Annotated in this window: 24 protein-coding genes; 13 read left to right on the top strand and 11 right to left on the bottom strand. The window is 67.1% G+C overall.

Translation table 11 applies throughout. From position 1 onward, the window contains the following. Positions 1–60: 60 nt before the first annotated feature. Positions 61–1,092 carry a bifunctional biotin--[acetyl-CoA-carboxylase] synthetase/biotin operon repressor gene (locus Q0R23_RS00880; protein WP_293909321.1) on the bottom strand — a complete coding sequence of 344 codons (1,032 nt, stop codon included), beginning with the start codon at positions 1,090–1,092 and terminating at the stop codon, positions 61–63. A gap of 244 nt (positions 1,093–1,336) precedes the next feature. Here Q0R23_RS00880 and Q0R23_RS00875 point away from each other — a divergent pair, with 244 nt between their 5' ends. The 3 genes from Q0R23_RS00875 (at position 1,337) to Q0R23_RS00865 (ending at position 2,677) form a co-directional block, all read left to right on the top strand. Then, positions 1,337–1,468, top strand: a complete 132-nt coding sequence (locus Q0R23_RS00875; RefSeq protein ID WP_293909319.1) for a hypothetical protein — start codon at positions 1,337–1,339, stop codon at positions 1,466–1,468. Between the two features lie 178 nt (positions 1,469–1,646). Then, positions 1,647–2,117 carry a VOC family protein gene (locus tag Q0R23_RS00870; protein WP_293909317.1) on the top strand — a complete coding sequence of 157 codons (471 nt, stop codon included), beginning with the start codon at positions 1,647–1,649 and terminating at the stop codon, positions 2,115–2,117. Beyond that, positions 2,114–2,677, top strand: a complete 564-nt coding sequence (locus Q0R23_RS00865; RefSeq protein ID WP_293909314.1) for a hypothetical protein — start codon at positions 2,114–2,116, stop codon at positions 2,675–2,677. Before Q0R23_RS00870 ends, Q0R23_RS00865 begins: the two co-directional genes overlap by 4 nt. Positions 2,678–2,930: 253 nt before the next feature. Here Q0R23_RS00865 and Q0R23_RS00860 read toward each other — a convergent pair whose 3' ends face one another. The 3 genes from Q0R23_RS00860 to Q0R23_RS00850 all read right to left on the bottom strand — a co-directional run bounded on the left by Q0R23_RS00860 (position 2,931) and on the right by Q0R23_RS00850 (position 8,374). Further along, a complete protein-coding gene (locus Q0R23_RS00860; RefSeq protein WP_293909311.1) occupies positions 2,931–4,001 on the bottom strand; it encodes a hypothetical protein in 1,071 nt (356 codons plus the stop codon). A 63-nt stretch (positions 4,002–4,064) separates the two neighbouring features. Then, the gene (locus Q0R23_RS00855) at positions 4,065–6,995 is read right to left on the bottom strand and encodes a hypothetical protein (protein ID WP_293909308.1); all 2,931 of its coding nucleotides are present in this window, start codon (positions 6,993–6,995) and stop codon (positions 4,065–4,067) included. Continuing rightward, a complete protein-coding gene (locus Q0R23_RS00850) occupies positions 6,992–8,374 on the bottom strand; it encodes a SpoIID/LytB domain-containing protein (RefSeq protein ID WP_293909305.1) in 1,383 nt (460 codons plus the stop codon). Before Q0R23_RS00850 ends, Q0R23_RS00855 begins: the two co-directional genes overlap by 4 nt. Before the next feature lie 274 nt (positions 8,375–8,648). Here Q0R23_RS00850 and Q0R23_RS00845 point away from each other — a divergent pair, with 274 nt between their 5' ends. The 7 genes from Q0R23_RS00845 to Q0R23_RS00815 all read left to right on the top strand — a co-directional run bounded on the left by Q0R23_RS00845 (position 8,649) and on the right by Q0R23_RS00815 (position 15,622). Beyond that, complete coding sequence (locus tag Q0R23_RS00845; RefSeq protein ID WP_293909302.1) at positions 8,649–9,803, top strand: FAD-dependent oxidoreductase; 1,155 nt, start codon at positions 8,649–8,651, stop codon at positions 9,801–9,803. A gap of 265 nt (positions 9,804–10,068) precedes the next feature. Further along, positions 10,069–10,848: a hypothetical protein gene (locus Q0R23_RS00840; protein ID WP_293909299.1), complete on the top strand. Its 780-nt coding sequence runs from the start codon at positions 10,069–10,071 to the stop codon at positions 10,846–10,848. 46 nt (positions 10,849–10,894) lie between these two features. After that, positions 10,895–11,596, top strand: coding sequence for a hypothetical protein (locus tag Q0R23_RS00835; protein ID WP_293909296.1), 702 nt, complete (start codon positions 10,895–10,897; stop codon positions 11,594–11,596). 91 nt (positions 11,597–11,687) lie between these two features. Further along, complete coding sequence (locus Q0R23_RS00830; protein WP_293909293.1) at positions 11,688–11,825, top strand: hypothetical protein; 138 nt, start codon at positions 11,688–11,690, stop codon at positions 11,823–11,825. 367 nt (positions 11,826–12,192) lie between these two features. Further along, positions 12,193–12,717 (top strand): hypothetical protein, encoded by a 525-nt coding sequence (locus Q0R23_RS00825; protein ID WP_293909290.1) that lies wholly within the window; start codon positions 12,193–12,195, stop codon positions 12,715–12,717. 198 nt (positions 12,718–12,915) lie between these two features. Continuing rightward, the gene (gene ilvA / locus Q0R23_RS00820; protein ID WP_293909288.1) at positions 12,916–14,478 is read left to right on the top strand and encodes a threonine ammonia-lyase, biosynthetic; all 1,563 of its coding nucleotides are present in this window, start codon (positions 12,916–12,918) and stop codon (positions 14,476–14,478) included. 373 nt (positions 14,479–14,851) lie between these two features. Continuing rightward, positions 14,852–15,622 (top strand): hypothetical protein, encoded by a 771-nt coding sequence (locus Q0R23_RS00815; protein ID WP_293909287.1) that lies wholly within the window; start codon positions 14,852–14,854, stop codon positions 15,620–15,622. Between the two features lie 6 nt (positions 15,623–15,628). On the opposite strand, the gene Q0R23_RS00810 is transcribed toward Q0R23_RS00815, so the two are convergent. The 4 genes from Q0R23_RS00810 to Q0R23_RS00795 form a co-directional block, all read right to left on the bottom strand. Continuing rightward, on the bottom strand, positions 15,629–16,009 hold the full coding sequence (locus tag Q0R23_RS00810; protein WP_293909285.1) for a hypothetical protein: 381 nt from the start codon (positions 16,007–16,009) through the stop codon (positions 15,629–15,631). A gap of 504 nt (positions 16,010–16,513) precedes the next feature. Next, the gene (locus tag Q0R23_RS00805) at positions 16,514–17,575 is read right to left on the bottom strand and encodes a M20/M25/M40 family metallo-hydrolase (RefSeq protein ID WP_293909283.1); all 1,062 of its coding nucleotides are present in this window, start codon (positions 17,573–17,575) and stop codon (positions 16,514–16,516) included. A gap of 87 nt (positions 17,576–17,662) precedes the next feature. After that, positions 17,663–18,133, bottom strand: coding sequence for a hypothetical protein (locus Q0R23_RS00800; protein WP_293909280.1), 471 nt, complete (start codon positions 18,131–18,133; stop codon positions 17,663–17,665). Positions 18,134–18,231: 98 nt separating this feature from the next. After that, positions 18,232–18,825: a hypothetical protein gene (locus tag Q0R23_RS00795; RefSeq protein ID WP_293909278.1), complete on the bottom strand. Its 594-nt coding sequence runs from the start codon at positions 18,823–18,825 to the stop codon at positions 18,232–18,234. 191 nt (positions 18,826–19,016) lie between these two features. Between Q0R23_RS00795 and def the strand changes: the two genes are divergently transcribed. Together def and fmt are read left to right on the top strand one after the other, a co-directional pair. Then, positions 19,017–19,652: a peptide deformylase gene (def, locus tag Q0R23_RS00790; protein WP_293909276.1), complete on the top strand. Its 636-nt coding sequence runs from the start codon at positions 19,017–19,019 to the stop codon at positions 19,650–19,652. Then, a complete protein-coding gene (gene fmt, locus Q0R23_RS00785) occupies positions 19,649–20,599 on the top strand; it encodes a methionyl-tRNA formyltransferase (protein ID WP_293909274.1) in 951 nt (316 codons plus the stop codon). Before def ends, fmt begins: the two co-directional genes overlap by 4 nt. 367 nt (positions 20,600–20,966) lie before the next feature. Here fmt and Q0R23_RS00780 read toward each other — a convergent pair whose 3' ends face one another. Next, positions 20,967–23,876, bottom strand: a complete 2,910-nt coding sequence (locus tag Q0R23_RS00780; protein WP_293909271.1) for an alanine--tRNA ligase — start codon at positions 23,874–23,876, stop codon at positions 20,967–20,969. Positions 23,877–24,125: 249 nt separating this feature from the next. Between Q0R23_RS00780 and Q0R23_RS00775 the strand changes: the two genes are divergently transcribed. After that, a complete protein-coding gene (locus Q0R23_RS00775; RefSeq protein ID WP_293909269.1) occupies positions 24,126–24,887 on the top strand; it encodes a class I SAM-dependent methyltransferase in 762 nt (253 codons plus the stop codon). Here the strand turns inward: Q0R23_RS00775 and Q0R23_RS00770 are convergent. Both Q0R23_RS00770 and Q0R23_RS00765 read right to left on the bottom strand, forming a co-directional pair. Then, positions 24,884–25,285: a methyltransferase gene (locus Q0R23_RS00770; RefSeq protein ID WP_293909267.1), complete on the bottom strand. Its 402-nt coding sequence runs from the start codon at positions 25,283–25,285 to the stop codon at positions 24,884–24,886. The two genes, Q0R23_RS00775 and Q0R23_RS00770, sit on opposite strands and share 4 nt — an antisense overlap. 28 nt (positions 25,286–25,313) lie before the next feature. Then, on the bottom strand, positions 25,314–25,723 hold a 410-nt coding region (locus tag Q0R23_RS00765), incomplete at its 5' end, for a hypothetical protein (protein ID WP_293909265.1).

Here is a 25,723-nt window from a genome sequence, read left to right as displayed (position 1 = left end):
TGGGTGAGTGGCTGCTGGGTGAGCGGATGTTGGTGGATGTTGAATGAGGGGGCGCAGTCATCAGGGTGAGCGGGACTGAGGTGGACCGGGTGACTTCAGGCTGCCGATCAGTTCCACGTCGCCCGCGCCGATGCTCAGTATCTGGCCGGAGTCGCTGCGCACCAGCAGCTCGCCGCCTGGCCCCAGGTCGCGGGCCACGCCGACCACCGGGCCGCCCGGCGTCTGGACCCGCACGGCCCGGCCCAGCGTCAGGTTGCCGGAGCGCCAGGCGTCCAGTATTGCCCCTGGAGCCGCGCCTTGCCACTTGCCCAGCTCACGCAGGATGCGGGCGAGCAACTCGGCGCGGGAGACGCTCCAGCCGGGCGCCAGGTCGACCAGCGCAGCGGCCCCCGGCGGCGCGGCGCTGACGTTGAGCCCGATGCCCAGCACGGCCCGGCGCACCTCCTCACCGCGCAGGTCGGCCTCCAGCAGCACGCCTGCCAGTTTGAGACCCCCGGCGCTCAGCAGGTCGTTGGGCCACTTGAGCCCCGGCTGGGGTGAATCCGGCGGCAGCACAGCCCGGCAGGCGTCTCGCAGCGCCACGCCTGCGGCCAGCGGCAGTAGCGGCAAGCTGGATAAGCTGGTGGGCCGCAGCAGCACGCTGAAGGTGAGCCCCGTGCCGCTCAGGTGCTGGCCCGCGCCATTTGAATCCTGCCCATCAGCACTGGACCCATCCGCACTGGACCTATCAGCACTGAGCCAGGTGCGTCCACGCCGTCCGCGTCCGGCCCGCTGGGACTCGGCCAGCAGCGCGGCGCCGGACGGAGCCGGGTCTGTGGGGTGCTCGGCCCAGCCGCGCAGCTCGTCTTGGGTGCTGCCGACCTGGGCCTGGTAGCGGTAGGGGCCGCTAAAGCCTGCTCGCCGCAACGCTGCGGGCGTCGGCGTGCCGGGCGCCACCGCGTACCCGCGCCGGGAAATCAGCAGCGGCACCCCGGCGGCCAGCAGGTCGTGGGCCAGGCTATGCACCGTCACCCGCCCCACGCCGAGCTGCGCGGCCAGCACCGCTCCAGACTGGGGGGTTTCAGCGAGCAGGGGCAGCAGTCGGGCAGGCACGTTCAGCAGTGTGGGCGCCACAGCCGAACGAAGCAAGCCGGGCCGCGACGGCTTGAACCGGGTTCAGAGTGGCGTCTTCATGAACGAACGCTTCACGGCGCCGTGTCACAGGGGCTGAACTGTGGTGATTTGATGGGAAACCACCAGCCGTTCAAAGCCAGCCGTTCAGAGCCAGCCGTTCAGAGCCAGCCGTTCAAAACCAGCCGTTCAAAACCAGCCGCCGCACCACTTCAGGAGCGTTGTCATGACCCACAAGGCCAGCTTGCCCCCGCCCGTATTGCCGCAGAGGATTCAGCCTGGCGCGGCGCACTACCTCGATTTCCGAGTTGCCCGCCTGCCTGTCGGTGCGGGTCTCGGTGAGCATCCGGGTGGATGACCTGGCCACGCCGGAAGGAGTCCCCAGCGCGGAGCTGACACTTGTTCGTCAGTCCGCCGAACCGGACGGCTGACCAGGCTGCTCAGTGGCGCGGCCCAGGGAGCGGCAAATCGGGTAAGCTGCTCTCATGCAGGAAGGCGCCGGGTCATCAAAGTCAGCTCCCCTGGCGCCAGACCGGTTGAAGCTCGGCCTGTTCACGCTCGGCCTGTTCAAGTTAGACCATGTTGCCATCGCCACCCCGGATCTGGACAGCGGCAGCGCGCCGTACCTGGCCCTCGGACTGCTGCCGGAAGGGCCGGACGAGGACGTAGAGAGCCAGGGCGTGCGGGTGCGGGCCTTCGAGGTCGGCGGCAGCCTGATCGAGCTGCTCTCGCCCACCCGCCCGGATAGTCCGCTCAGCACCTTTCTGGCGCGGCGCGGCGCCGGGCTGCACCACCTGGCGTTGCGGGTCGCCGACCTGGGCGCCGAGATGAAGCGGCTGCGCGGCCTGGGCGCCCAGTTTCTCTCGGATGAGCCGCAGGCCGGGCGACGTGACACGCGGGTGGCTTTTTTGCATCCGCGCTGGGGCCAGGGCACGCTGATTGAACTGGTCGAGCACCCACTGGTCGGGCACGCACTGGTCGGGCATCCAGACGGGCGTGGGACTTGAGCCGAGCTGCCGGGTCCGCCAAGGTCAGGCCGCTCGACGACGCCCCGCTCGACACCGACGCCCCGCTCGACACTGACGCCCTGGATGCCGATGCCCTGGATGCCGACGCTCTGGGCGTGGCCCCACTGGACGCCGCCAGCTTCAGCGCCGCCGATCTGGGCCGCTCGCCCGACCGGTCCCAGCTTGGCCTGGCCCGGCCTGTTCTGGCCCGCCGCTGGTGGTGGCCCACCATGATCGTCATGGGTTCGTTGTGGCTGCTCGACGCGCAGGGTCTGGGCTCGACGCCGCTTCACCTGCTCGGTTATCTGCTGCTCGGTCTGTGTGCCGGGCGGGCTCGCGGCTCGTTCGCGGGCGGCTGGGTGCTGACCGCCTGGTTCGGGGCGCTGTGTCAGATTCACCTGGCCTTCGTGCCGGGGCAGGTCGCGGGCTTTGGCGCCTGGCTGCCGACGTTGCTCGCGGGCGGTCTGGGCAGTGACCTGAGTCAACGTCTGGGGCGGGGGCGGCGAGTGGGGAAGCGTCAAGCCGGGAAGGGTGGAGTCAGACAAAGCAAACGGGTGTAGCGGGGCGGTCGTGGGACGAAGCAGGAATGGTCAGAACACCGATTCATTCTAGATAAACAGATGAGCGATGATTTACTGGCGACTGTTGGCTAAACCTCATCGAAAAACCTGATAAGCGTCCAACTGGTTTGTCATCCTGAGCGAAGGGTCTCGCCGTTTAATGACGAGAAGAGCATCATCCTGGTAAACAATGCGCTGAATGACTTCAACGTGACTTCAACGTAGCCGGATGACTCTCCAGCCCCTATCCTGTTCACTTCGGCGTTGCCATAGGAGGCACCAGCCAGGTCACGGCTCTGGGATCAGTGAAGCTGCTCAGGTCCTTGCCGCGCCAGCCGCTGTCGGCCAGGCCAAAAGCGCTGTCGTACTGGCTCAGCACGTTGCCGCTGAGGGTGTACAGCGTGCCGTCAGGGGCAAAGACCAAGTCGCGCAGGTCGCTGAAGCTGGTCGGGCTGCTGGTTTTGGCACCGTTCCAGATGTTCAGCGCCGAGTAACTGCCGCCCGCCCAGGCGCCCAGCAGGCGGTCGTCGGCGTACAGGCGCGTCAGGGCGCCGCCCGGCGGCTTGCTGGTGTCGGGCACGGCGGTGAGCACTCCGGCCTCGCTGAGCGTGCGCAGGCCGCTGTCGGTGGCGGCGTAACCGGTGCCCCTGTAGAACGTCAGGTCGTTGATGGTCGGCGTGAGGGTGGGCGTGCTGACACCGGCGCTGCCGTCGCTGCTCCGGATCACCCGGATCAGTTCCGAGCCGCCGCCCACCGCCGGATGCACCGCCCAGAGCGTGTCGCCGAGGACCGCGATGTGGGTTTGCTCCGGCGAGGTGGGGGTCGGCCCCGGCAGGGTGGCGCTGAAGGCCAGCGAACCGTCCGAGCGCCAGACGGCCACCTGTTGCAGCGCCCCGCCGCCGCAGTCTGAGAGCGCGGCCAGGCGGTCGCGGAGGGCACTGGCTTCCAGATTCACGTAACACGGCTTGAAGCCGGGGTCTGCCGGGTTGGCGCGGGTTTCCGGCTTGCCGAAAGTGGCGTCGCGCGTTTCCAGTTTGTCTGGATACAGGACCGCCAGTGCCGTGCCGCCGCTGAGCGACTCCAGGTCGAGGGCCTTTGGCACAGGCGTGACCAGGCTGGCCGGGCTGCCCACATCCACCGCGCTGAGCACGGCGCCGTCGCCCACGCCGCTCAGGACCGCCAATCTCAGCACCACGGCGTCCTCGGTGGTGCCGGTGCAGGCGCTCAGCAGCGCGGTGAGCAGGCAGGCGGCCAGCAGGGGCCTGTGCTGTTGAGAATTGGCCCACCGAGTAGTGGCGCGTTTGGAAGGGACGGTCAGGCGCATCGGATCTCCTTGCCGTTCAGGGCGGCCCAGTTCACAGCGGTTATCTTCACGGCGGCGTCGGCCTCACGGCGGGGTCGGGCTGAAGATCGGGAATTTGTTGACTCCGGCGGTGTTTTCAAAGGCCGACACGTTGCCCGCGCCCGGCACCACCAGCCCGATCCGGAAGCGTTTGGCGACCGGGTTGATCTCGGCCTGAAAGGTCCAGCAGCAGCGGTCCACGGTGAGCAGCAAGATGGGTTGCAGCGGCGCCGAGTCGGTGCGCACACCGGCCACCCAGGTCAGGGTCTGCTGGAAGGTGGCGGTCAGCGAGGCGTCGGGCCGCTCGCCGCGCCCGAAGGTGAAGTTCAGCGCCAGCGGTTGCAGGCTCAGCGTCTGGGTGATCGGCTGGTTGGGGCCGTAAGCCACGCTGCGGGTATAACTCGCCAGCCCGCTGAGCCCGATACGCCGCCCGAACTGGTACTCCCCGCTGAGGCTGGCGCTTTGCAAGTACGGGCCGTCGAGTTGCTGGCTTCCGGGCATCGCCACCGTCGCCTGGGCATTCAGGCGCGTGCTCATGCGGCTGGCGGTCAGTGCTCCGGTCAGGCTGGGTCTGGTCCACTGGGTGCGGGCCAGATCATACGGGCCGCCGTATTTCAGACTCCAGGTCAGGGTGCCGGAGCTGGCGGGTCTGGAAGAGTTGCTGCCGTACCCCGAACCGCCGTACCCTGAACCGCCGTAACCCGAACCACCGTACCCGCCGCCCGGCAGGTTGCCCACGCTGAACAACAACGTATCGCCGCCGGGGCTGGCCGGAGCCGTGGCGGTGGCCGGAATCACGCTGCCGTAGGGCAGGGTCAGGCTGTGGGTAGTGCCGAAGGTGTAGTTGCGCCAGTTGATGGTGGCGCTGCCGTCCAGGCGCGGCGATTGCCCGTTGCCCGACTGGAGGTTGACCGTTTCGCTGAGGGTCAGGCTGACCGGATTGAGCACGGCGTCGCGGCTGGCCACGCCGCTGGCGCTGACGGTCACGCTCTGCAATTCATGTTTCTTGAGATCCTGCACCGCTGACACGCCGAAGGTATTGGTCCGCACCCCACCGATGGCCTTGACGGTGGTGGTCAGCGGGCCGGGGCCGCTGTCGCGGGCGTAGCTGCCCGACACCGCCAGATTGACGCCCCGCGCCGCCTGGGCGCCGAGTGAGCCGCTGGCCGTGACGCTCTCCAGGCGGCCCATGAAAAAGTCGTGCCGGACATCGACGTTGAGCTGCACCGGGGCCTGCGAGGCGCTGATGCTCAGGGCGGCAGGCTGCTGTTTGTCGGCGGGCAGCACGAAATCGTAGCTCTGCGACAGCCCGATGCTGACGCCCGACGCCGGGGTCAGGTTGACGGAAGCGGTCAGCGGCGTCTGGAACAAGGTGGTGACGGTATCGAAGGCGAACGGACTGACGCCCTCACGGCGGATATAGCTGTATTTGACCGAGAAGCTGCCCAGGCTGCTCGGCAGATTGACCGGGGTGCCGTAGGCGTTGTAGCGCGGCCCCCCGCTTGCGCCAGCGCTGCCCGCCTCGGCCATGCGGATGCCGAAGGTCTGGGTCAGCGCGGCGCTGGAATTCTGATCGACCACCCGCTGCCCGCTGAGGTAATAGCGCCCGGTGAAGGTGTTATTCAGCGTGAAATCGGCGTCCCGCCAGGGCCGGGCCGCATAGCTGATGACCTGCTCGAACTGAAGCCGGGCGGTGGCGTAGTTCGGTCCCTGGGCGCTGGCGCTGCGGCTGAGTGGGTTGCTGGCGGCCAGGTAGTTGCCCACCGTGAATTTGAAGTCGGCGCTGAGGGTACTGCCACTCTTGTACGTCAGGCGGTAGGCGTCGGGGTCGATGACCACTTCGGGTCGCTTGAGGGGCGTGCCCAGGGCGCTGGTCGGCTCCGGGCCGCGCCGGTCGGCCACCGTGGCGCTGAGCTTGACGGTGCCCACGGCGGGCACGTTGATCAGCGTCACGCCCGCGTCGGCGTTGACGGTGGTAATCCCTTTGGCCGGATCGTCGGCCCGCAGCCCGATGTCCTTGTGGACCGCCGTGACGCTGTAGGTAAGGCCGCCCTGGGCGGTGTTGTCACGCTCCAGGTGGCCCTTGGCGCTGAAGCTGTAATCGAGCGCGTAACCGCTGGAAAAGGTCTGCACGCCATTCACGCTGGCCGAGGGGTTGGGTTCGGCCAGGCCGGAAGCCGTCACCCGGTCCAGCCAGGAAAACGGCGCGTAGACGGTGAACTCGCCGCCGCCGCCGAAGCTGGGCTCGCGGTTCTGGTAGTAGCGCAAAAAAGTGGTGCCCAGCACGTTGTCGCTGTAGGCGAACGGCAGATCGGCCTTGATGGTGCGCCCGTCGATGGGGTCGTCGCTGTAGCTCACTCTGGGCTGGCGCGAGGGCTCGTTCAGCGGCAGCGCGATGACCGGCAGGTACAGCACCGGCGCCCCGGCCAGCAGCAGCGTCGCCTGGTAGCCGATCAGGCGGTCGCCCGGATACAGCAGCAGCCGCTTGGCCCGGAAGGCGTAGTCGTCGGGGGTCCGTCCGCACTTGGCGCAGGGTGTGGCGTAACTGTTGGTGGCCGTGAGCCTGCCCGGCACCCGCTCGATGGCCTGGCCGCGAATCTCGATGTCGGCGTCGCTGATAATCACGTCCTCGCCGGTCACCGCCTGGTTGCCCAGGTTGACCACCAGGTCCGAGCCCGCCAGGCGCTGCACCGCGCCCTTATCGTCTACGGCGTCGTAGCGGCCCGGCCCGATCAGGGTCAGGGTCCGGCGGCTGCGGTTGAACTCGACCCGCGAGGCCACCACCACGTCGTTGTCGATGCGCAGCTCGACCCGCTCGCCGCTGATGACCACGATTTCCTGATCGTCCACCCGGTTGAGTTCGAGCCGGTCGGCCTGAATGATCCGCACCGTGCGCGCTCCCGCGCTGCCCAGCCCCAGGACCAGCAGCGCCGAGAGCAGTCCCGCCAGGCGCCCAGCGCTTTGGGATTGCTTCAAAGCGCCGCGTCCAGAGGCGGCACGGTGAGTCTCGGTGGCCCACCGAAGTTGCCTCCCAGCGCCGCCTGACCGGGCCAGATTGCGCTGTCCAGCCCGGAGGCACCGGACAGCCCAGATACAGCGTCATTCCCCGCCACCGAGCAGACCTTCTCAGCTCCCAGCTCGTCCAGCCCGCGCCCGTTCAGCCCGCGCCCGGCGGCGACGGCCAGCGGCAGGGTACCGTCCAATACAAACGCTCTAGGCACGGCCTTCCCTGCGGGCCGCTCTCCCAGCAGGCTGACGCTGGCGCCGGGATAGTAAAAACTCAGCAGCGCCAGCTCGCTCAGTCCGGTCTCGGCCAGGCGGCGTGCGCCCCACTGCGACAGGCCCACGCCGTGCCCGGAGCCGGTGCCGGTCAGCGTCAGGCCGTCCGTGCCAGGGGTAACGCTGAGGGTGACCCGTGAGGAGCGTGCCCCCAGCGAACGCACGAAGCCGCCCGCGTTGGCGCCCGCCAGCACCTTGCGGCCCGCCGACCCGCTCAGCGTCAGCGAGGCGACCCGCCCGGAAGGGCTGGCGGCGCTGACCGTGACGCCCTCCAGGCGGCCCACATTCACGTTGTAGCGGCCCGCGACGTCCTGCACCCTGCTCAGCGGCACCGTGATGACCCAGGGTTTTGAGGCGCCGGGCGAGGCCGGGTCCGGCTGGGCGCGCAGGTACGGCACGTCGCGGCCCCAGGCTTCCAGGCTGCTGGCGGTGTAGCCGCCCGAATCCGAGGAAAAATAGGTGTCGGCCAATTTGCCCGCGCTGACCACCACCTGGGCGCGGGTGGCCTGAATGGCGGCGTCGGCCAGTGGGTGCTCGCGGGCGGTGCCCTCGTAGACCTGGCACTGGGTGGTGGCGCACAGGTCGTAGGCCGCCGAGGGGTCGATGCGGGCGGCGGCGTAGGTCCGGGCGATGATCGCCTGAGCCCGCACGGCAGCCTGGGGCCACAGCGGCGGCATCTCGGCAGGCAAAACGCCGCGCAGATACTCCTCGATGTCCACCACGTTGATGGCCTGGACTTCGCCCCTCACGGCCCGCAAGGTCAGCCCACCCCGGTAGCGGCGCCCGGCGATGTCCACCGCGCTGCCCAGCGAGGGCGGCAGGCTCAGCACCGGGCTGCCGGTGTCCAGGCCGCCCAGGGTCAGCTTGCCGCCCGAAGCGCCGACCAGCCAGTCGGTGTTCAGGGCGTTGCCCGGTAAGCTGGACACTTCCGCACCGGCCTCCTGCGCCCCCAGCCGCACCGTCAGCGAAGCGCCGCTGGCGACCAGCACCCGCACGTTCAGGGCCAGTGATCCGGAACCCATTGACGCGGCGCACAGCGCGGCGAGGGCGAGGAGAGGACCGAAACTTGAACGCATGACGGCCAGCTTAACCAATTTCCCCTCTGGGCCGCGTGAGAGCAGCGCCCCAGCAGGTGAGAGGAGCGGGCGGCGGCTCCGGAGGCAGGCACGACCACCTCGCCACCGGGAACACTCCGACTGAAGCAGGCTGTTCGGCGCCGTGGACCGGGAACGGCGAGCCTGACCTGCTCGGTCCCAGCGCCCGCCCAGCGCTTCCAGACAGCTTTCCGGACTGGCATTTGCGGCGGCTCAGGGAGGGTGCGCACCTGTTCGCCGCGCCATACTGCCCGTTATGGACGCAGCGGGGCAGGTCTACGCGCATGTCGGGCAGGCGTTCGGGCCGCGCGAGTACGATGTAGTCGTCATCGGCGCCGGGCGGATGGGCAGCCTGGCGGCGCACTTCATCCTTTGCCAACGTCCGGGGCTGCGGCTGCTGCTGCTCGATCAGGGCGGCCTGCCCAGCGAGGACGGCGCCACCCTGCTCGCGCCCGGTCTCTGGACGGAGTTCGGTGTGCCCCCGGAGCACCGCGCCGCCGCCGACTACACCCGCCGCCTGATCCTGGGTGAAGTGTCGGCGCCGCAGGGCGGCCTGGAGGGGGTGGGCCTGGTGCAGCGGCGCGGGTTGATCGAACTGCTGCCGGAAGCGCAGAGCGGTAGCCAGCCCAGCGCCCGGATGCTGCCTCGACTTCGGCCTCTGCCCGCTGGCCTGCTCGAAGTGGACCGCTTCCCGCACGCCCGCTTCGACCCGGACGCCCTGACCTACAACGCGGGCGACCTGACCACCTGCGCCGCCCGCCGCGCCGTGGCCGCCGGAGCCGACCTGATGCTCAACGCCCAGGCCGAGCCCACCGGGTCCGGCGTGACCCTGCGGCGGCTGAACGTCACCAACACGCACCAGATCGTCGTTCACGAGACGCACGCTGTCAGGGCCGAGCTGGTCGTCATCGCGGCGGGGGCGGGCGGGCCGCGTCTGGCCGAGCACTCGCTGGGCACGGTGACGCACCACGGCCAGGTGTACCGGCAGACGCCGCGCCTGAACGTGCCCACGGACGACAGCACGCCGGTCATCCGGGCGGCGGGCCTGACGCTGCGCCCACAGGCCGCTGGTTTCAAGGTGCTCACGCCCAGCCCTCAGCGCGACCCGCACGGCTACCGGCCCACCGGGGGTCGCCTGAGCGGGGTGCCGGTGGGGGTGCGCCGCGAGGTGCTACAAGACCTGCTGGAAGCGATGGAGACCGTCAGCGCCCTGGCCACTGGCGCCCTGGAACTGGGCCGCAGCCTGGGCGAAGTGCCGGGCGCCTGGCTGTCTGCGCCGCTGGGCGGCTGGCCCTGCTCCGAGGCGCTGACCGGGCGTCACTGGTTGCTGCTGGGCGGCGAGGGGGCCGATCTGGTCGGACCGGGCGTGGCACACACGCTGGCGCTTGAGCTGGCCCGGCAACTGGTCTGATAACGCAACTGGCCCGATAACGCAACTGGCCTGATAACTGGGCAGGGCGGCTCAGTGAGTTCCCGGTCAGAAACGGCCCCGTATAGTGAGTTATCTGCCATTGACCACGCCGCCGCCCAGCTCATCAGTGCTCACCCGAACCCAGTGCTCACCCGAACCCAGTGCTCACCCGAACCCAGTGCTCACCCGAACCCAGTGCTCACCCGAACCCAGTGCTCACCCGAACTCAGTGCTCACCCGCAGGTACGCCCAGGAGACTGCCCCGATGCCCGACTACAACCACGATCAGCGCTACGAACTCAGGATGCTGGAACTGCGCCGTCTGGGGCAGCTTCAGCCGCAGAGCATGGTGATGGAGCGCCTCGAATGCTCGCGGGTGAGCGACGTCGACAAAGCGCACCTGCGGCTGTTTCTGGAGCATTTTCCGGACCTGGAATACATCGTGTCGTCGGCGAGCGAGCTGCGGCGCTACATGACCGAGCGCGAGGTCGATCTGCCCCGCTGGTTGATCGACATCAAAGCGGTGTTCAACGGCTTCGGGGCGTTTCGGGTCTCGAAGTTCAATGTTAGCGGCTTCACGGTCAAGCGGCGTGCCAGCGCCCGCACGGACCGCGCCGCGCAGACGCCCTACGAGGGGCTGGGCCACGCCTTTTACGACGGCGAGGAGGAACTGTTTCTCAAGACCAGGCTCTATGAGTACTGCGCCATCGCCCGCGCCCACCGCAGCGCCGAGCTGCTGACCTTTAACGCCCGCGACGTTGAAGACCGCGCCATCTATAAAATCGACATGCACGACGTCTGGCACGAGTGGCGCATGGGCGGCCCGGAGCGCATCGAGGCCTTGCCGGTCAAGGTCTTCGAGTCGTATGCCGAGCTGCTGGCCAACATCTCGCGCATCACCTTCAAGGATGAGGTGATCGAGGCCAGAGGGCTGCCACCGGTGAGGCCAGCAGCCCTGCAACCAGACCGGCAACCGGGTAGCCAACAACACGGCCAAGCAGACAGACAAGCAGGGCCGGATGCACCGCAGCGGCGATTGCCGTAAACTGAACGCAGCTCACTCACCGGCGCTCACCCTGGAGGTTGTACCGATGCCCGACCAGCCACTACCGGATAACCTCGCCCTCGGATTGCCCGAAGGTCGCCCCTCGGATTACCGGCTGCTGGAACTGCGCCTGGCCGGACAGATTCAGCCGCAGCAGCTCATCGCCGAGCGGGTCGAGCGCTCCCGGCTGAGCGACGAGGACAAAACCGATCTGCACCGCTTCCTGATTCATTTCCCCGATCTGGACTACATCGTGACCTCGGCCCATGATCTGCGCCGCGCCATGACCGGGCGCGAGGTAGAGTTGCCCCGGTGGCTGATCGATCTGAAAGCCATCTTCAACGGCTTTGGGGCCTTCCGGCGCTCGCGGTTCATGCTGCACGGCTACAGCACGGCGCGGGGCCGCAGCATGCACCGCTACCAGCGCACGCCCCAGGTCGTCTATGAGGGGCTGGGCCAAGCGTTTTACATCGCCGACGAGGAAGAGTTGCTGAGCACGCCGCGCTACCGCTACTGCGCCATTGCCCGCGAGCATCACGGCCCCAGCCTGCTGGTGATTAACCTGCGCAACCCTGACGACCACAGCATCTACGAACTCAACATGCGCAACCTCCTTCACGACTGGCGGCTGGGCGGCGCCGGATTCGTCGAAACCCTGCCGGTGCGGGTCTTCGATTCGTATGCCGAGCTGCTGGCCAACATCTCGCGCATCATTTTCGAGGACGAAGTGATCGAGGCGCGGCAATAGCAGGTGCTTTACACAGACGCTGGAGGACGCAGACGGCGATCCGGAGGTGCTGGCTGAGGCGCAGTCAGCGGGTGGTCTGCATCAAGGCGACATGACCCTGGCCTTTCGCGCCGCCTGCCTGGAGCGCTACGGGATCAGCGCCCCGGACGACTTCGGCCAGGCCATCAAAACCCGTGCGGCCCAGGAGTGCCCGGACCTCGCCGCCTGGCTGAGCGAGCGGGGCGTGTAGGTGAAGCACTGGCCCTCGCCGCGCCTGATCCGGGGAGCTGATAAGTGGCTCAGTATGCCCCTGCTCACGTTTCGGGCTTCCGCAGTCATCACCCGCCAGCTAAGTATCTTCTTGTAAAGCTTTGGGTTTACCGAGCGGGAGGAGTGGCGTGCCCAGGCGCGTTCTTGGGCAGAACGGACGCCCAGCAGACGCCTGCCCGCTGGCGGGAGTGGACTCGCAGAGCTCCGAAGGAGAGGGATGGAGCGCTGTTTGCGGGCAGGCGGCGAGGCCCGGTAGGTGCCGCTGTGCCCAAGAAGCGGAAGCCCGAAACGTTAGCAAGGACATACTTATTTACCGGGGAGCGCTGAGCGGTGATAGCGTGCGTGGCGTGACCCTGCCGATCCCTTACGAGCGCAATCCTGAGCGCGACGCCCTGCGCCACAGCGCCAATCGGGCCCGCGCCCACGTCGGCGCCGCCGGGTTTCAGCAGTCCGACGCCCTGGAGCGGCTGATTCAGCGCGGCGCCGTGCAGAGCGATGTCAGCGACGCCCTGGAAGACCTGCTGGACGCCGCCCTCGCCGCCGCCCCGCACCACGCGGGCGACAAACGTGCCCTGGCCGAGCTGATCCGCTTCGGCTACGCCCAGCTCGAAGCGGCGGACCGTCAGCGCAACCTGGTCAATATGGCGCTGGCCGACCTCTACGCCGTGCCGGTTCGCGAGCTGAGCCTGGGGCGCATCGAGGAACTGAGCGAAAGCGCCCTGGCGATCAGCCCGGCGGACCTGGCGGCTCAGCGGCAGCGCTGGGAGGAAGTCGCGCTGCGCACGCAGACCCTGGAGCTGCCGGAGTTGCAAGCCTGCCTGGGCGCCTACCGGGCCGCCCTGCACGCCCAGGCCAGTCTCAGTGCCGGATAGTGAGGCGCCGGATAGTGAGCTGCCGGACAGTGAGACGGCTTTCAAACCCGCCCGTGCGCTACACTGCTGGCATGACGGCGCGAATTATTCCAGCTTCCGGGTGAGGGCGGGGCTGACTGCTGGACTTCGCCCTGAGACCCCCCGCCACCGTGCCGGGGGGCTTTTTCGTTGCCTCCAAGGACTCCAAGGAGACGCCCCATGACCGAACCCGCCCTGACCGAATCCCAGACCGCCACCGTCCAGACCCCTTCCGGCATGGACCTGGTGCGCCGGGTGCTGACCAGCCGCGTGTACGACGTGGCCATCAAAACCGCCCTTCAGGACGCGCCGCAGCTTTCAAAACGCCTGGGCAACCGCGTGCTGCTCAAGCGCGAGGACCAGCAGCCGGTGTTCTCCTTCAAGCTGCGCGGCGCCTACAACAAGATGGCGGGCCTGAGCGAGTCGCAGCGCTCACGCGGCGTCATCACCGCCTCGGCGGGCAACCACGCGCAGGGCGTGGCCTTCAGCGCCCAGAAGCTGGGCCTGCACGCCTTGATCGTGATGCCCGCGACCACCCCCGAAATCAAGGTCCGGGCCTGCCGGGAACGCGGCGCCGAGGTCGTGCTGTTCGGCGATTCGTTCAGCGACGCCGAGGCCCACGCCTACTCGCTTCAACTGGAGCGCGGCATGACCTTCGTGCATCCCTACGACGACCCCGACGTGATCGCCGGGCAGGGCACGGTGGGCGCGGAACTGCTCTCGCAACTCTCCAGCGACGACTACACCGTCTTCGTGCCGGTGGGCGGCGGCGGCCTCATCGCGGGCGTGGCGGCCTTCCTCAAGGCCCTGCGCCCGAATGTCCGGATTATTGGCGTGGAGCCCGACGACTCCGACGCCATGACCCGCAGCGTGCGGGCCGGGCAGCGCGTCCGCCTCGACACGGTGGGCCTGTTCGTGGACGGGGTGGCGGTCAAGCAGGTGGGCGAGCACACCTTCAAGCTGGCGAGCGAGTTCGTCGACGACTGGGTGACGGTCAGCACCGATGAGGTCTGCGCGGCCATCAAGGACATCTTCGACGACGCCCGCGCCATCATGGAGCCCGCCGGGGCGCTGGCCGTGGCCGGACTCAAGAAATATGCCAGAGCGCACAACCTGCAAGGGCAGACGCTGGTGGCCCTGACCTGCGGCGCCAACATGAATTTCGACCGCCTGCGCCACGTCGCCGAGCGGGCCGAGATTGGTGAACAGCGCGAGGCCGTGCTGGCTGTCACCATTCCCGAACGCCCCGGCGCCTTCAAGGCGTTTTGCACCGCGCTGGGCGGCCTCCAGATCACCGAATTCAATTACCGCTACGCGCCGCGCACCCAGGCCCGCATCTTCGTGGGCGTGCAGCTCGGCAGCCCGGCCCAGCGCCCGGCCCTGATCGCCCAGCTTGAGGCGGGCGGCTACCCCGTCACCGATTTGACAGAGGACGAGCTGGCCAAGGTCCACATCCGCCACATGGTCGGTGGCCGCGCCCCCGAAGCCGAGCACGAGCGGGTCTACTCCTTCGATTTCCCCGAACGCCCCGGCGCCCTGCTGGCCTTCCTGACGCAGCTCCAGCCTGATTGGAACATCAGCCTGTTTCACTACCGCAACCACGGCAGCGCCCATGGCCGCGTGCTGGCCGGACTCCAGGTGCCCGACGCCGAGATGCCGGAGTTCCTGGCCTCGGTGCAGCGCCTGGGGTATCCGGCGTATGACATGAGCGAGAATGCCGCGTACCGGCTGTTTTTGACTTGAGGGCGGCTTGTGGCGCGTGGCGTGTGGTTTGTAGCGCGTGGCTTGTAAGAAAAGATCAGAGCCCAGTTCGCACTCACTGCTTCCCCCTAGAGCAGATGTCATAAAAAGACCCTATTTTATGACCGAGCGGAGCGAGTAGTTTTAACTGAGCAAGGCGCAGAATGGAGGCGCGGGGAGGCTGTTTTCCCCGTGGCGTAATTCGGAGTACTGCTCTAAGATGGCGCCCGTGAAGCTCAGTACAGCGTTGTGGACGTTCTATTACCCCCGCCCCCTGCGGGAGAGGGTCGGTGCAAAGCAGCGGGGAGAGGGGGCAACGGGGCCAGCTTACCTGCACAACTTTCAGAACGCCGTACTCAAGAAAATAGTGAGCTGGATGCTTCTCTCACCGCTGGCGCTGGCGGCTGGGACGACTCCAACCCGCTACGGGGAGGTCGTCTTCTGGCGGGGTGAGGTCGGCACTCAGGCGTTTGTGACCGGGCGGGCCGCCTTCGGGCGCGTGGCGCCAGGCGCAGCTAAACCAGCGCTGGGACAGTGTGAACTCTCGTCGGGGCCGCTCGTCAGCCCCGAAATCGACGCCGAGGCGTTCGGCCAGGAGGCCGGGATGCAGGGCCAGGAGGCGCCGATCAGCGCCGGAGCGAGCCTGAGCGTGCTGGACGGCGCCCGGACGGTGCTGACTCTGGACCCCAGCGGGCCGGGCTACCAACTGGAAGGCGGTCCCAGCGAGCTGCTGCGGCGCGTCGGCGGCGTGGCCGGGCCACTGCCAGGCGGCGCCGTGCTGAAGGTGCCAGGCCAGAGCGGTGATTTCGGATTTCCCGCGCTGAGTGTCCCCGTGCCCCAGGCGCCGCTGTTCGTCTGGCAGACGACTGGGCCGGTGACGCCAAGTCAGGTGCTGCGCTGGTCCGGGGCGAGCCGCGTTACGGCGGCACAGGTCAAGGTGTTGCTGCGCCAGGGCGAGGGCGAGCGTGCCCGTAACGTTATCTGCACGGCGCCCGACACCGGCAGTTTTGCCCTCCCTGAAGCCGTGCGCCGCGAACTGTCCGGCCCGCTGAAGGTCATAGGCGCCTTTCGCACCGTCCAGACCGTGATTCGCAAAGGTGACGCCGAGTTGCGCGTCGTGCTGGAGGAAGGCGGGCTGCTGGAGTAGTCGGTATCAGCGCCGCCCGCTGATCGCCCCCGCGACCAGGCCCACGACCAGCGGCGCCAGGATCATTAACAGCACCGTCTGGACGCTGCTGTCCCCGATAAGCTGACTCAGGGACCGTCCCAGGGCGCTGCTGAGCGGGCTCAGGAACCAGGCCACAGCAGTCCACAGCCAGCCCGCCAGGCCACTGCGCTCGACCACTCCGGCCAGTGAACGCAGCGCCGCCCAGCCGACGCCGATGACGATCAGGCCGGGCAGCATCACCAGCAGGGCACGCGGCCCCCGCTCCGAACGCGCCGCGAAGAAGCCCAGAACCAGCGGTCCCAGCACCGGCACCCAGCCGACGAGAACCGCGAGCAGCAGCAGAAAAAAGGCGTTGAGCCAGGGCATCTGCCGTGCAGCTTAGGCCATCGCCGGGGCTGCCGGGGTCGGGTGGTGTTCAGCGTGCGTTGTGAGTGGGCGGGGAGGCGGCGTTGCTGGCTGCTGGACGTATTGTCGGCGGTTGGGTCACGTCTCTGGGCTGGATGGGTCGGTGGCTGGATTGTTGCGTTGGTGGGGCTTTAGCACTGCGCCAATGCGTCGGCTCCCCCACCCCCCACCCCCCAGCCCCCGCCCCAATGGGGCGAGGGGGTCTGTCGCTCCGCTATGGATGGTATTTCCCATCCGTCCCAGACGCACTATTTCTCCCCGCGTTCTCCACATCGTGTAGGTCACGTAGGGCGCCCGTGCGCCGCATCTGCCCATAACTGACCTCACTGGAAGGTAGTGGTCTACTCCAGTCAAAAACGCTTACTGGGCGCGTGTCGTTGACCCCTCTACCCCTGTGGGAGAGGGGCGCTGCACAGCAGCGGGGTGAGGGGAGTGAGCGCAGCTCATGCTCTCATTCAACAAGCCCTACTCCTGCATATACCCGCGCACGAAGCGCTGCAATACGCCCAGCCCGACGTTCAGGCTACTGGGCTGGACCCACTCGTCCTCGCGGTGGGCGTTGCCGCCCCGGTAAACGCCCAGGGCCAGTGACGGCACACCGTGCGGCGCGGCGGCGTTGGCGTCGGTGCTGCTGGCGGCAGTCTTGATGTCGATGCCCACCGGCCCAGCCGCCTGACGGGCCAGCCGCAGCAGATTATCCGAGCGCAAATCGCCGCCGGGGCGGTCCCCGACCTTTTCGAGCCTGACATGCACTCCGGCCTGGCGGGCGGCGCCCTGCACGGCGTACTGGGCCTTGGCGTCCAGATCGGTCAGCAGGCCGGGGTCGAGCGAGCGCAGATCGAGCAGCAACTCGGCGTGCCCGGCGATGCTGTTGACGCTGGTGCCGCCCGAAGCCACGCCCACGTTCAGCGTCGTGCGCGGGCTGTGCGGCAGCGGCAGGGCGTACAGCGCCGTGATGGCCAGCCCCAGCGCGTGCAGGGCGCTGGGTGCTTGGTCGCCCCAGGAGTGGCCGCCCTGGGTCGTGAAGACCACCCGGTAGCGCCGCACGCCCACCGCCTTGGTCACCGCCACGCCCAGGTAGCCGTCCACCGCCACGAAGGCCGAGAGCCCCTTGGCATGCGCCGAGAGCAGGGCCTTGGCGCCGCGCAAATCGCCCAGGCCCTCCTCGCCGACGTTGGCGGCCAGCCACAGTGGGCGGCGCAGGGTCTGGGTGTCCAGATCGCGCAAAAAAGCGCTGAGCACCGCCAGGCTCGACGAATTGTCACCGATGCCGGGGCCGACCAGCCGCCCGGATTCCTCGCGCACGCGCACGTCGGTGCCCTCGCTAAACACCGTGTCGAGGTGGGCGGTCAGCAGCAGCGCCTTGCCCTGCGGCGGCCCCAGGCGCAGCAGCACGTTGCCTGCCGCGTCGCGCTCAGGTTGGTGGCCCAGGCCGTGCCATAGCCGCTCGACAAGCTGCGCCCGCTCCTCTTCCTGGAAGGTGGGAGCGGGCGTCTGGGCGATACGGGTCAGGAACGCGAGCGGCACGTCGGCAGTCTAGAGGAAGCGGCTCAGGAAAATGTGGAAAAGCCCAGGTGTGATGAAGCCGTATGGGGCAGCCGTGTGAGCTGAGATTTAGCGGCGCAGCAGCGAGCTGCCGATGATTCCGGCCAGGCCCACCAGTCCGGCCTTGACCAGCGGGCTGCCGAGTGCCCCGCCCTGCGAGAAGATGCTTTCCAGCGGGCTCTTGCCGTTCTGGACCGGCGCCTGGGCCGCCTGGCTGTAGGCGTTGCTCAGCCCCTGGGGATCGTTGTAGTCGATGCTCTGCACCGGGTTGCTCTGGTCTTGCACGATGGCGTTGCCGATCTGCTGGCGCTGGTCCGGGTTCATGTTCTGAAAGTAGCCGCCCAGCACCTTGCTGCGCTCCTGGGGGCTGGCCTGCTGGAGATACGCCTGGACGTAGGCGGCGGCCTCCTGCGGGCTGACCACGCCGTCGCCGTCGGTGTCGCGGGGGTCGCCAGCCTGCGCCATGCGCTGGTGCATGTCCTGGCCCTGCTGGGCGCCGCCGCCGAAGATGCTGCTCAGGTTGTTCAAATCAAATGCCATGTCGTTCCTCCTCAGGAAAGTGAACTGTGTGTACATTGCCATTCTAGGCTAGAACTCAGCCGGTCGTCCTGAGTGAGCCAGCGGTAAACCGGCCTGAACTATTTGCCTGTCAGCCGGAAGTTGTCCAGCACCTGCCGGGCCAGCCTGGGATTGGTGGCGAAGGCGCTCTGGGTGGCCCCATACGTCAGGATATACGCCAGGTTGTTTTGAATGATGATGCGCTGGACCCACTGCATCGGCACGCTCTGTAGAGGTGCGGTCTGGGCAGCCTTACCCTGCCCGGTACTGACTTGCCCGGTACTGACCTGCTCGGTGCCGGTAAAGCTCAGCTCCACGCCCGGCAGGCCGCCGACCCTCACTCCGGTGACGCTGACCTGTTTGAAGTCTTTGATGGCCTCGGCGCCCTGTTTGAGCATCAGCGCCAGCAGGTCGTCGGGCGTGACCTTCAGCGCGGGTGGCAGGGGTTTGACCGCCACATTGAAGCTGATCGGCACCTGGCCGGAGGCAGCGGGCGCCGCGAAGGCCACGTCCACGTTGGGCACCGAGCGGCTTTGCCAGTCGTCGGGCACGTTGAGGGTGTACGGATAGGCCTTACTTTTGAAGCCCAGCGCCTGTGCGCCGCCCAGCAGGGCCAAGCTGGTCAGGGTCAGGCTGGTCGCCACGAGGCCCAGCATCAGCGAATTGCGGTTCATGCGTCCACGCTAGCAGCGCCCGGCTGACGGAGGGTGAGGGGCGGCTTGTGGCTCGTGGCCTGTGGCTTGTGGGAAGGGCGAAGCATAGGCGCGTTCGTTGCCGTCTCAGACGTATTTTTAGCCCTGGGTCGCTGGCTTGGTGACACGCTCCTGAGTCGAGGGGCCTGCGGTTGGGTAGACTGAGCCCCACTGTGCCCAAAGTCCTGCGCCCCCATCCTGCCGTCTATCCGCTGCGCCTGTACGGCGATCCCGTGCTGCGGCGCAAAGCCAATCCCGTCAGCGACATCGGCGCCCTGGTCAGCGTGCCGGGCTTCGAGCCGGTGGGGCTGCGCCAGGTCGCCAACGCGCTGCTCGAAACCATGTTCGAGGCGCGTGGCGTCGGCATCGCGGCGCCCCAGGTGGGCCTGAGCACCCGCCTGTTCGTGGCCGTCGAATATGAGGACGACGAGGAAGAAAGCGAGCACCAGGACACGCCCCTGAGAAGCAAAGTGCTGCGCGACTTCGTGATGGTCAACCCGGTGCTGACCATCACGAACAAGAAAAAAGACGATACCCAGACCGAAGGCTGCCTGTCGATTCCCAACATCTACGAGGAGGGCGTGAAGCGCAACCGGGCCGTGCGCGTCGATTACCTCGACCTGGACGGCGTGCCCCGCACGGTGGAGGCCGAGGACTACCTGGCCCGCGTCTTCCAGCACGAGATCGACCACCTCAACGGCGTGCTGTTCCTCGATCACCTGCCCGCCAGCGTCACCGACGAGTACCGCAAGGATCTGAGCGCGTTGCAGCGCCAGGCCAAGGCCAACCTCAAAGAGCTGGAAGGTTGAGCCTGCCCCCGCAAGTACAGCGCCGTAAGGTGGCCTTCTTCGGCTCGCCCGCTTTCGCGCTCCCCGTGCTCGAAGCCGTGTTGGCCGCCCACGACGTCGTGCTGGTGGTCGCCCAGCCGGACAAACCGGTCGGGCGCGGCCTCAAGCTGACGCCGCCGCCGCTGGCTGCCCGCGCCTCCGAGCTGGGATTGCCCCTCGCTCAGCCCGAAAAACTGCGCCGCAACAGTGACTTTGAAGCCGTGCTGCAAGGCTCCGGCGCCGAGGTGGCCGTCACCTGCGCCTACGGCAAGATTCTGCCCGCCGCGCTGCTGGGCGTGCCCAGACACGGCTTTCTGAATACCCACACCAGTCTGCTGCCCCAGTTGCGCGGCGCGGCGCCGATCCAGTGGGCCTTGATCGGTGGCCTGCGCGTCACCGGCACCACCATCATGCAGACCGATCCCGGTATGGACACGGGGGCGATCTTGCTGCAAGAAGCGCTGGAGATTCACCCCGACTGGACCAGCGTTGAGCTTTCAGCGGCGCTGCAACCCCAGGCCGCCCGGCTGATCGTGCAGGTGCTGAACACGCTGGACGACCTGCACCCCGTTCCCCAGGCCGACGCCGGGGCGACCCACGCGCCGATGCTCGGCAAATCGGACGGCGACGTGAGATGGACCGACTCCGCCGCGCAGATCTATGAGCGCTACCGGGGCGTCTACGCCTGGCCCCAGACCAGCGCCTTCGTGAACGGCAGGCGGCTGAAAGTGCCGGAGCTGCGCCCTGCCGAGGGTCATGGAGCGCCCGGCGAGGTGCTGAACATTGGTCAGGATGGCCTGCTGGTGGCCTGCGGTGAGGGCGCGGTGCTGCTCGGCACGGTGCAGCCGGAAGGCAAAAAGCCGATGCCTGCCGCCGACTGGCAGCGCGGCGGCGGCCTGAAGGTGGGCGAGCGCTTCGATGTGAGCTAAGTATGTCCTTGCTAACATTTCGGGCTTACGCTTCTTGGGCAAAGCGGACTGTCCTCGTGAACGGACGCCCATGAGGACGCCACTCGTCCCCATGAGGATGCCACTCCTCTCCTGCGGAGCTTTGCAAGTCCGCCTGGGCACGCCTGCCCGCGTCTTGGGCAGAACGGACTGTCGTCGTGAACGGACACCCATGAGGGTGCCACTCCTCCGCCTGGGCACGCCTGCCCGCTTCTTGGCCTGAACAGCGCCGCTGGCGACGCTAGGCCGCTCCGCCCGGTAAAGCTTGACAAGGAGATACCTAGCTCGTTCACCCAGCAGGCCATTCTCTGTTCCCACAGGCCACAAGCCACAAGCGGGCCGCAGGCCCTCAAAACGCCCCCTCCAAAGCCTCCAACGCCGCCTGTGCATCCTGCACGCCCGCCTGGGCCATGTCGGGGCGGCCTCCGCCCTTGCCGCCGCCTGCCGAGGCCAGGACGCCGATCAGTTGCCCGGCGTGTGCGCCGCGTGCCACGGCGTCCTTGCTGGCCTTGACGACTAGACCTTTGTCGCCCACGATCACGGCGATGTCGGCCCCGCTTGCGTCGAGCAGGTTGTCGGCGGCGCCGCGCAGCTCGCCGGACTCGATACCGCTCAGGCGGGCGGTGGCGACCTTGAAGCCGCCCAGCTCGCGGGTCTGCGTGCCGCTGCTGGCGCCGCCGCTCATCTGTGTCTGATTGAGCTGGGCCTGGGTCAACTGGCGGCGCAGGTTCACGGCTTCCTGCTGGGCCGCCTTGAGCTGCGCCTGGGTCTGGGCCACCCGTTCGGGCAACTGGTCCACCGTGGCGTTGAGGCTGCTGGCGGCCTGCCCAGCCGCACTCAGCCGCCCCCGTACCCAGCTCATCGCCAGCTCGCCGGTCAGCGCCTCGACGCGCCGCACGCCCCCGGCCACGTTCTCGTCGCTCAGCAGCACGAAGGCGCCGATGTCGCCGGTTCGCTCGACGTGGGCACCGCCGCAGAGTTCGGTACTGGTCACAGTCTGGTTGTGGTACGGCACGCCGCCGTTCACGCTCACCATCCGCACCACGTCGCCGTATTTTTCGCCAAATAAGGCCATCGCGCCCGCCGCCCGCGCCTGAGCGATGGGCAACTCCTGCCAGCCCACGGCGAAGTTGGCGCTGATCCAGCGGTTGACCAGGCTCTCGACCTGGGCCAGCTCCTCGCCGCTCAGGGCTGCGCCGTGCGAGAAGTCGAAGCGCAGGCGTTCGGGGCCGACCAGCGAGCCCTTCTGCTGCACGCCGTCGCCGAGGACCGCCCGCAGCGCGGCGTGCAGCAGGTGGGTGGCGGTGTGGTGGCGCTCGGTGGCCTGGCGCTCCGGGTTCACGAAGGCCCGCACCGTCTGCCCGGCCTTCAGCTCGCCGCTGGTGACTTCGACGCGGTGCAGGAACACGCCGCCCTTGGTCTTGGTGGTGTCGAGCACGCGGGCCTCACCACTCTGTCCATCAGCACCCGTCCACTCGAATCTGCCGGTGTCGCCGACCTCGCCGCCGCCCTCGGCGTACAGCGGGGTCCGGTCCAGCACGACCTGCGCCTCGCTGCCAGGTGGCAGGTGCGCCAGGCTCTCGCCGCCCAGCACGATGGCCTGCACGGTGCCCTCGGCCTCCAGTTCAGCGTAGCCGACGAAGCGGGTGGGCTCCAGCTCGGCCAGCACGTCGCCCTCGCCGCCGAACAGCTCGGACTTGCCGTACTTGCTGCCGGACCGCGCTAGCTCCTGAGCGCGTTCTAAGCTCTCGGCGTAGCCTGCCTCGTCTACAGAGATGCCGTACTCCTGCGCGATTTCTTTGGTCAGATCGAGAGGAAAGCCGTAGGTATCGTAAAGGGTAAACGCCTCCTCACCTGAGAGATTCAATGAAAGGTCATCGGGCAGTTTAGTTATAGAGCTACCCTCTGGACTCGGCAGAAATGCGGAATAAGAGGCATCCAGAAACACTCCGTTAGCCCTATCTTTCCCCTTTCCAACTTGCCAACCAGCGGTTTCCCCAATTTTGTGACCAAAAATTGTGGCGATGAAATCAGAAGCGTCGGGGTGCTCTGACCATAGAATAATAGAAGCTAATGTTGTATTAAGACGCTCAATCCCGCTCTCCAGCGTCTTCAGGAACCGCTCCTCCTCACTCTTCACCGCCGCCTCGATCCGGCTCTGATTCTCGACCAGTTCCGGGTAGGCGCCGCCCATGCTCTCCACCACCAGCGGCACGAGTTTGTACAGCGTGGCTTCGCGCAGGCCCAGCAGGTAGGCGTGGCGGCTGGCGCGGCGCAGAATTTTGCGAACCACGTAGCCGCGCCCGGTGTTGCTCAGGCTCACGCCGTCGGCGATGACCATGCTCACCGAGCGGACATGCTCGGCCACGACCCGGTGCGAGACGCTCTGCGGCCCCTCGTAGGGCTTGCCCGACAGCTCGGCGATTCTGGCGATCAGCGGCGCGAACACGTCGTTGCTGTAGAAGTCGTAGACCCCCTGCACCACGGTGGCGATTCGCTCCAGGCCCATGCCGGTGTCGATGTTTTTGAACGGCAGATCTATCAGCGTCGGCGTGCCGTCAGGCTGCGGTTCCTGGCGGTCATACTGCGGAAAGACGTTGTTCCAGATTTCCAGAAAGCGGGCACTTTCGCGGGTGGTGGCGTAATCGGCCCAGGTATCGTCGCCGTACTCCGGTCCACGGTCATAAAAGATCTCGCTGCACGGCCCGCACGGTCCGTTCGGTCCCTTGAGCGGCGCGTCGGCAGGCCAGAAATTCTCGTCGGCGCCGAAGCGGTGGATGTGGTCTACGCTCAGCCCGACTTCCTGGGTCCAGATCTCGAAAGCTTCCTCGTCGTCCTGGTAGATGGTGGCGTACAGTTTGCTGCTGTCCAGAGCCAGCCAGTCCGGCGAGGTCAGCAGCTCCCAGGCCCAGGTGATCGCCTCGCGCTTGAAGTAGTCGCCAAACGAAAAATTCCCCAGCATCTCAAAGAAGGTATGGTGTCGCCGCGTGAACCCGACGTTCTCCAGATCGTTATGCTTGCCACCCGCGCGCACGCACTTCTGCGAAGTCGCAGCCCGCGAGTAGTCCCGCCGCTCCGCACCCAGGAACACATCCTTGAACTGATTCATCCCCGCGTTGGTAAACAGCAGCGTAGGGTCATTCTGTGGCACAAGCGAAGACGAATGCACCCGCCGATGACCCTGCCCATCAGCCGACTTCTTACCCTCAAAAAACCGCAGAAAATCTTCCCGAATCGCGCTTCCCGACCTGTATTCCATAGCCGATAATTTTATCAGCCAGCCGCAACAATTCCGGGTGTCCCATCCTCGGCGTGGTCTCATCGCGACAGGGTGGGGTATCGAGCACAGCTCGACCGTCTTCCTCCAACCCGCCAACTAACTCCGGGTGCCCCATCCTTCGCAGCCTTACCGCGAAGGGTGGGATGTAAACTCTCCACACCGCCGCCTCCAAACCATCCCAACGCTATACTTCAGTGGTTAGGGTTCCACCACCCTTCGCCTGAAACCATGGAACAAGCCCTCAAAGCCAGAATCCAAGCCTGGTCCACCTCACCCAACCCACTCCTCAGAGCGCTATCCCGCGCATTCCGCTCTCTCGGATATGTGCGCCGATTCATCCTCAACTCCCGCATCCGTTCTGAGCAGTTAACCCGCCTCTTCCACTGCGCCTCCCACTACCAGGGCGCCACCTACTCCGAGCCCGACCGCTACCCAGAACTCTTCACCGCCTGCGCGAGCCATCTCAAGAACACTCCCGATCCCATCATCCTCTCCTTTGGCTGCGCCACTGGCGAAGAAGCCTTCTCCCTCGCCGAATACCTCCCCAACGCCACTATCATCGGAGTCGACATCAATAGTTGGTGCCTCCGCCAATGCATCCAGAAGAATTGCAGCCCCTGCATCCAGTTCCTCCACAACAGCAGTCCAAACTACGCAACCCTCGCCAACCTCGACGCCATCTTCTGCATGGCCGTCTTCCAGCGCAGCGAGAACCGCAACCACACCGCCGCCATCGCACACGGCAACTTTACCTTCGCCAGATTCGAGCAGCAGATCGCCAGCCTCGACGCCAAACTAAAGCCCGGAGGACTCTTCTTCATCGACCACTCCGACTTCAGCTTCGAAGACACCACCGTCGCCGCCCACTACACCCCGCTCGAATTCGAAGACAATCAGTTCCTCCACAAGCGCCCCCTCTTCGGCCGCGACAACGCACTCATCACCACCCAATACACGATGCACCGCGCCTTCCAAAAGCATTCCGCCTAGAACCACGTCCCAGCCTTATACCGGACATATTCTTCACCAAACGCCGCCGCCAAGACCGCCTCTTCCTTCCGCGCCCGGTAAGCCTGTAGAGGCATCAACACCACCACCAGCCCCAGCAGCACCCAGTTCCCCAGCACGACGGACATCCCCACCAGCAACATCGCACCAAACACATAAATCGGATTGCGAATCCGCGAATACAGCCCGGTAGTCACCAATTTCTTCGCCTTCGCCTTGACCGCAAACGACCCGCCCAACTGCAGCCGTGCCACCACCAGCAGCACCAGCGCTACGCCCGCCACAACCGCCCCCGCCACCTTCACCGCATCCCAGTCCACCAGGTAGGCATGCATCACCAGCCACACCACCCCCCCTAGAATCACGGCCAGCGTAATCACATTTGCTCTCATCTTGAAATCCGTCCCTTCATTCCGCCCCCTGAACTCCCGGGCGCCACGTGATTCCTTCCAATCGCAGCACCGAATCGCTCGTCGCGCGAAGCCTAACAAACTCGTTCCGCCACTTCACCATCTCCACGCAGCACACCAGCGCGTCAAAAGCATCTTCACTCGCCCACGCCTTCGCAATCACTCTTCGCCCCAGCCCAGCATACGCCGCATCTGTATTCTTCTTCTCCAACAAATAACCCCGCCGAGCCACCCCATTGCTCTTCGCCACCGGCCCCGTCAGCAGCCGCGTATACATCTCCACCAGCAGCGGTGTCGGCTCGTCCGCTCCCAGCCGCGCCGCATCAAAAGGCCACGCCGCAAAACCCGCCTCGCGCAGTTGCATCAGCACCGGCATTGCCCGCAAACTCCCCGTCCCCACGCTTCCAC

This window comes from Deinococcus sp. (assembly GCF_025362455.1).
Lineage (GTDB): Bacteria > Deinococcota > Deinococci > Deinococcales > Deinococcaceae > Deinococcus.
This window is presented reverse-complemented; position numbering and strand designations above follow the sequence as displayed.

What these genes read in the sequence shown, in the direction of transcription:
- Q0R23_RS00875 (WP_293909319.1), top strand. Translation starts at nt 1,337, where the DNA reads ATGACCCACAAGGCCAGCTTGCCCCCGCCCGTATTGCCGCAGAGGATT.
- Q0R23_RS00860 (WP_293909311.1), bottom strand. Translation starts at nt 4,001, where the DNA reads ATGCGCCTGACCGTCCCTTCCAAACGCGCCACTACTCGGTGGGCCAAT.
- Q0R23_RS00850 (WP_293909305.1), bottom strand. Translation starts at nt 8,374, where the DNA reads ATGCGTTCAAGTTTCGGTCCTCTCCTCGCCCTCGCCGCGCTGTGCGCC.
- Q0R23_RS00845 (WP_293909302.1), top strand. Translation starts at nt 8,649, where the DNA reads ATGGACGCAGCGGGGCAGGTCTACGCGCATGTCGGGCAGGCGTTCGGG.
- Q0R23_RS00840 (WP_293909299.1), top strand. Translation starts at nt 10,069, where the DNA reads ATGCCCGACTACAACCACGATCAGCGCTACGAACTCAGGATGCTGGAA.
- Q0R23_RS00835 (WP_293909296.1), top strand. Translation starts at nt 10,895, where the DNA reads ATGCCCGACCAGCCACTACCGGATAACCTCGCCCTCGGATTGCCCGAA.
- Q0R23_RS00830 (WP_293909293.1), top strand. Translation starts at nt 11,688, where the DNA reads ATGACCCTGGCCTTTCGCGCCGCCTGCCTGGAGCGCTACGGGATCAGC.
- ilvA (WP_293909288.1), top strand. Translation starts at nt 12,916, where the DNA reads ATGACCGAACCCGCCCTGACCGAATCCCAGACCGCCACCGTCCAGACC.
- Q0R23_RS00815 (WP_293909287.1), top strand. Translation starts at nt 14,852, where the DNA reads ATGCTTCTCTCACCGCTGGCGCTGGCGGCTGGGACGACTCCAACCCGC.
- Q0R23_RS00810 (WP_293909285.1), bottom strand. Translation starts at nt 16,009, where the DNA reads ATGCCCTGGCTCAACGCCTTTTTTCTGCTGCTGCTCGCGGTTCTCGTC.
- Q0R23_RS00800 (WP_293909280.1), bottom strand. Translation starts at nt 18,133, where the DNA reads ATGGCATTTGATTTGAACAACCTGAGCAGCATCTTCGGCGGCGGCGCC.
- Q0R23_RS00795 (WP_293909278.1), bottom strand. Translation starts at nt 18,825, where the DNA reads ATGAACCGCAATTCGCTGATGCTGGGCCTCGTGGCGACCAGCCTGACC.
- Q0R23_RS00780 (WP_293909271.1), bottom strand. Translation starts at nt 23,876, where the DNA reads ATGGAATACAGGTCGGGAAGCGCGATTCGGGAAGATTTTCTGCGGTTT.
- Q0R23_RS00775 (WP_293909269.1), top strand. Translation starts at nt 24,126, where the DNA reads ATGGAACAAGCCCTCAAAGCCAGAATCCAAGCCTGGTCCACCTCACCC.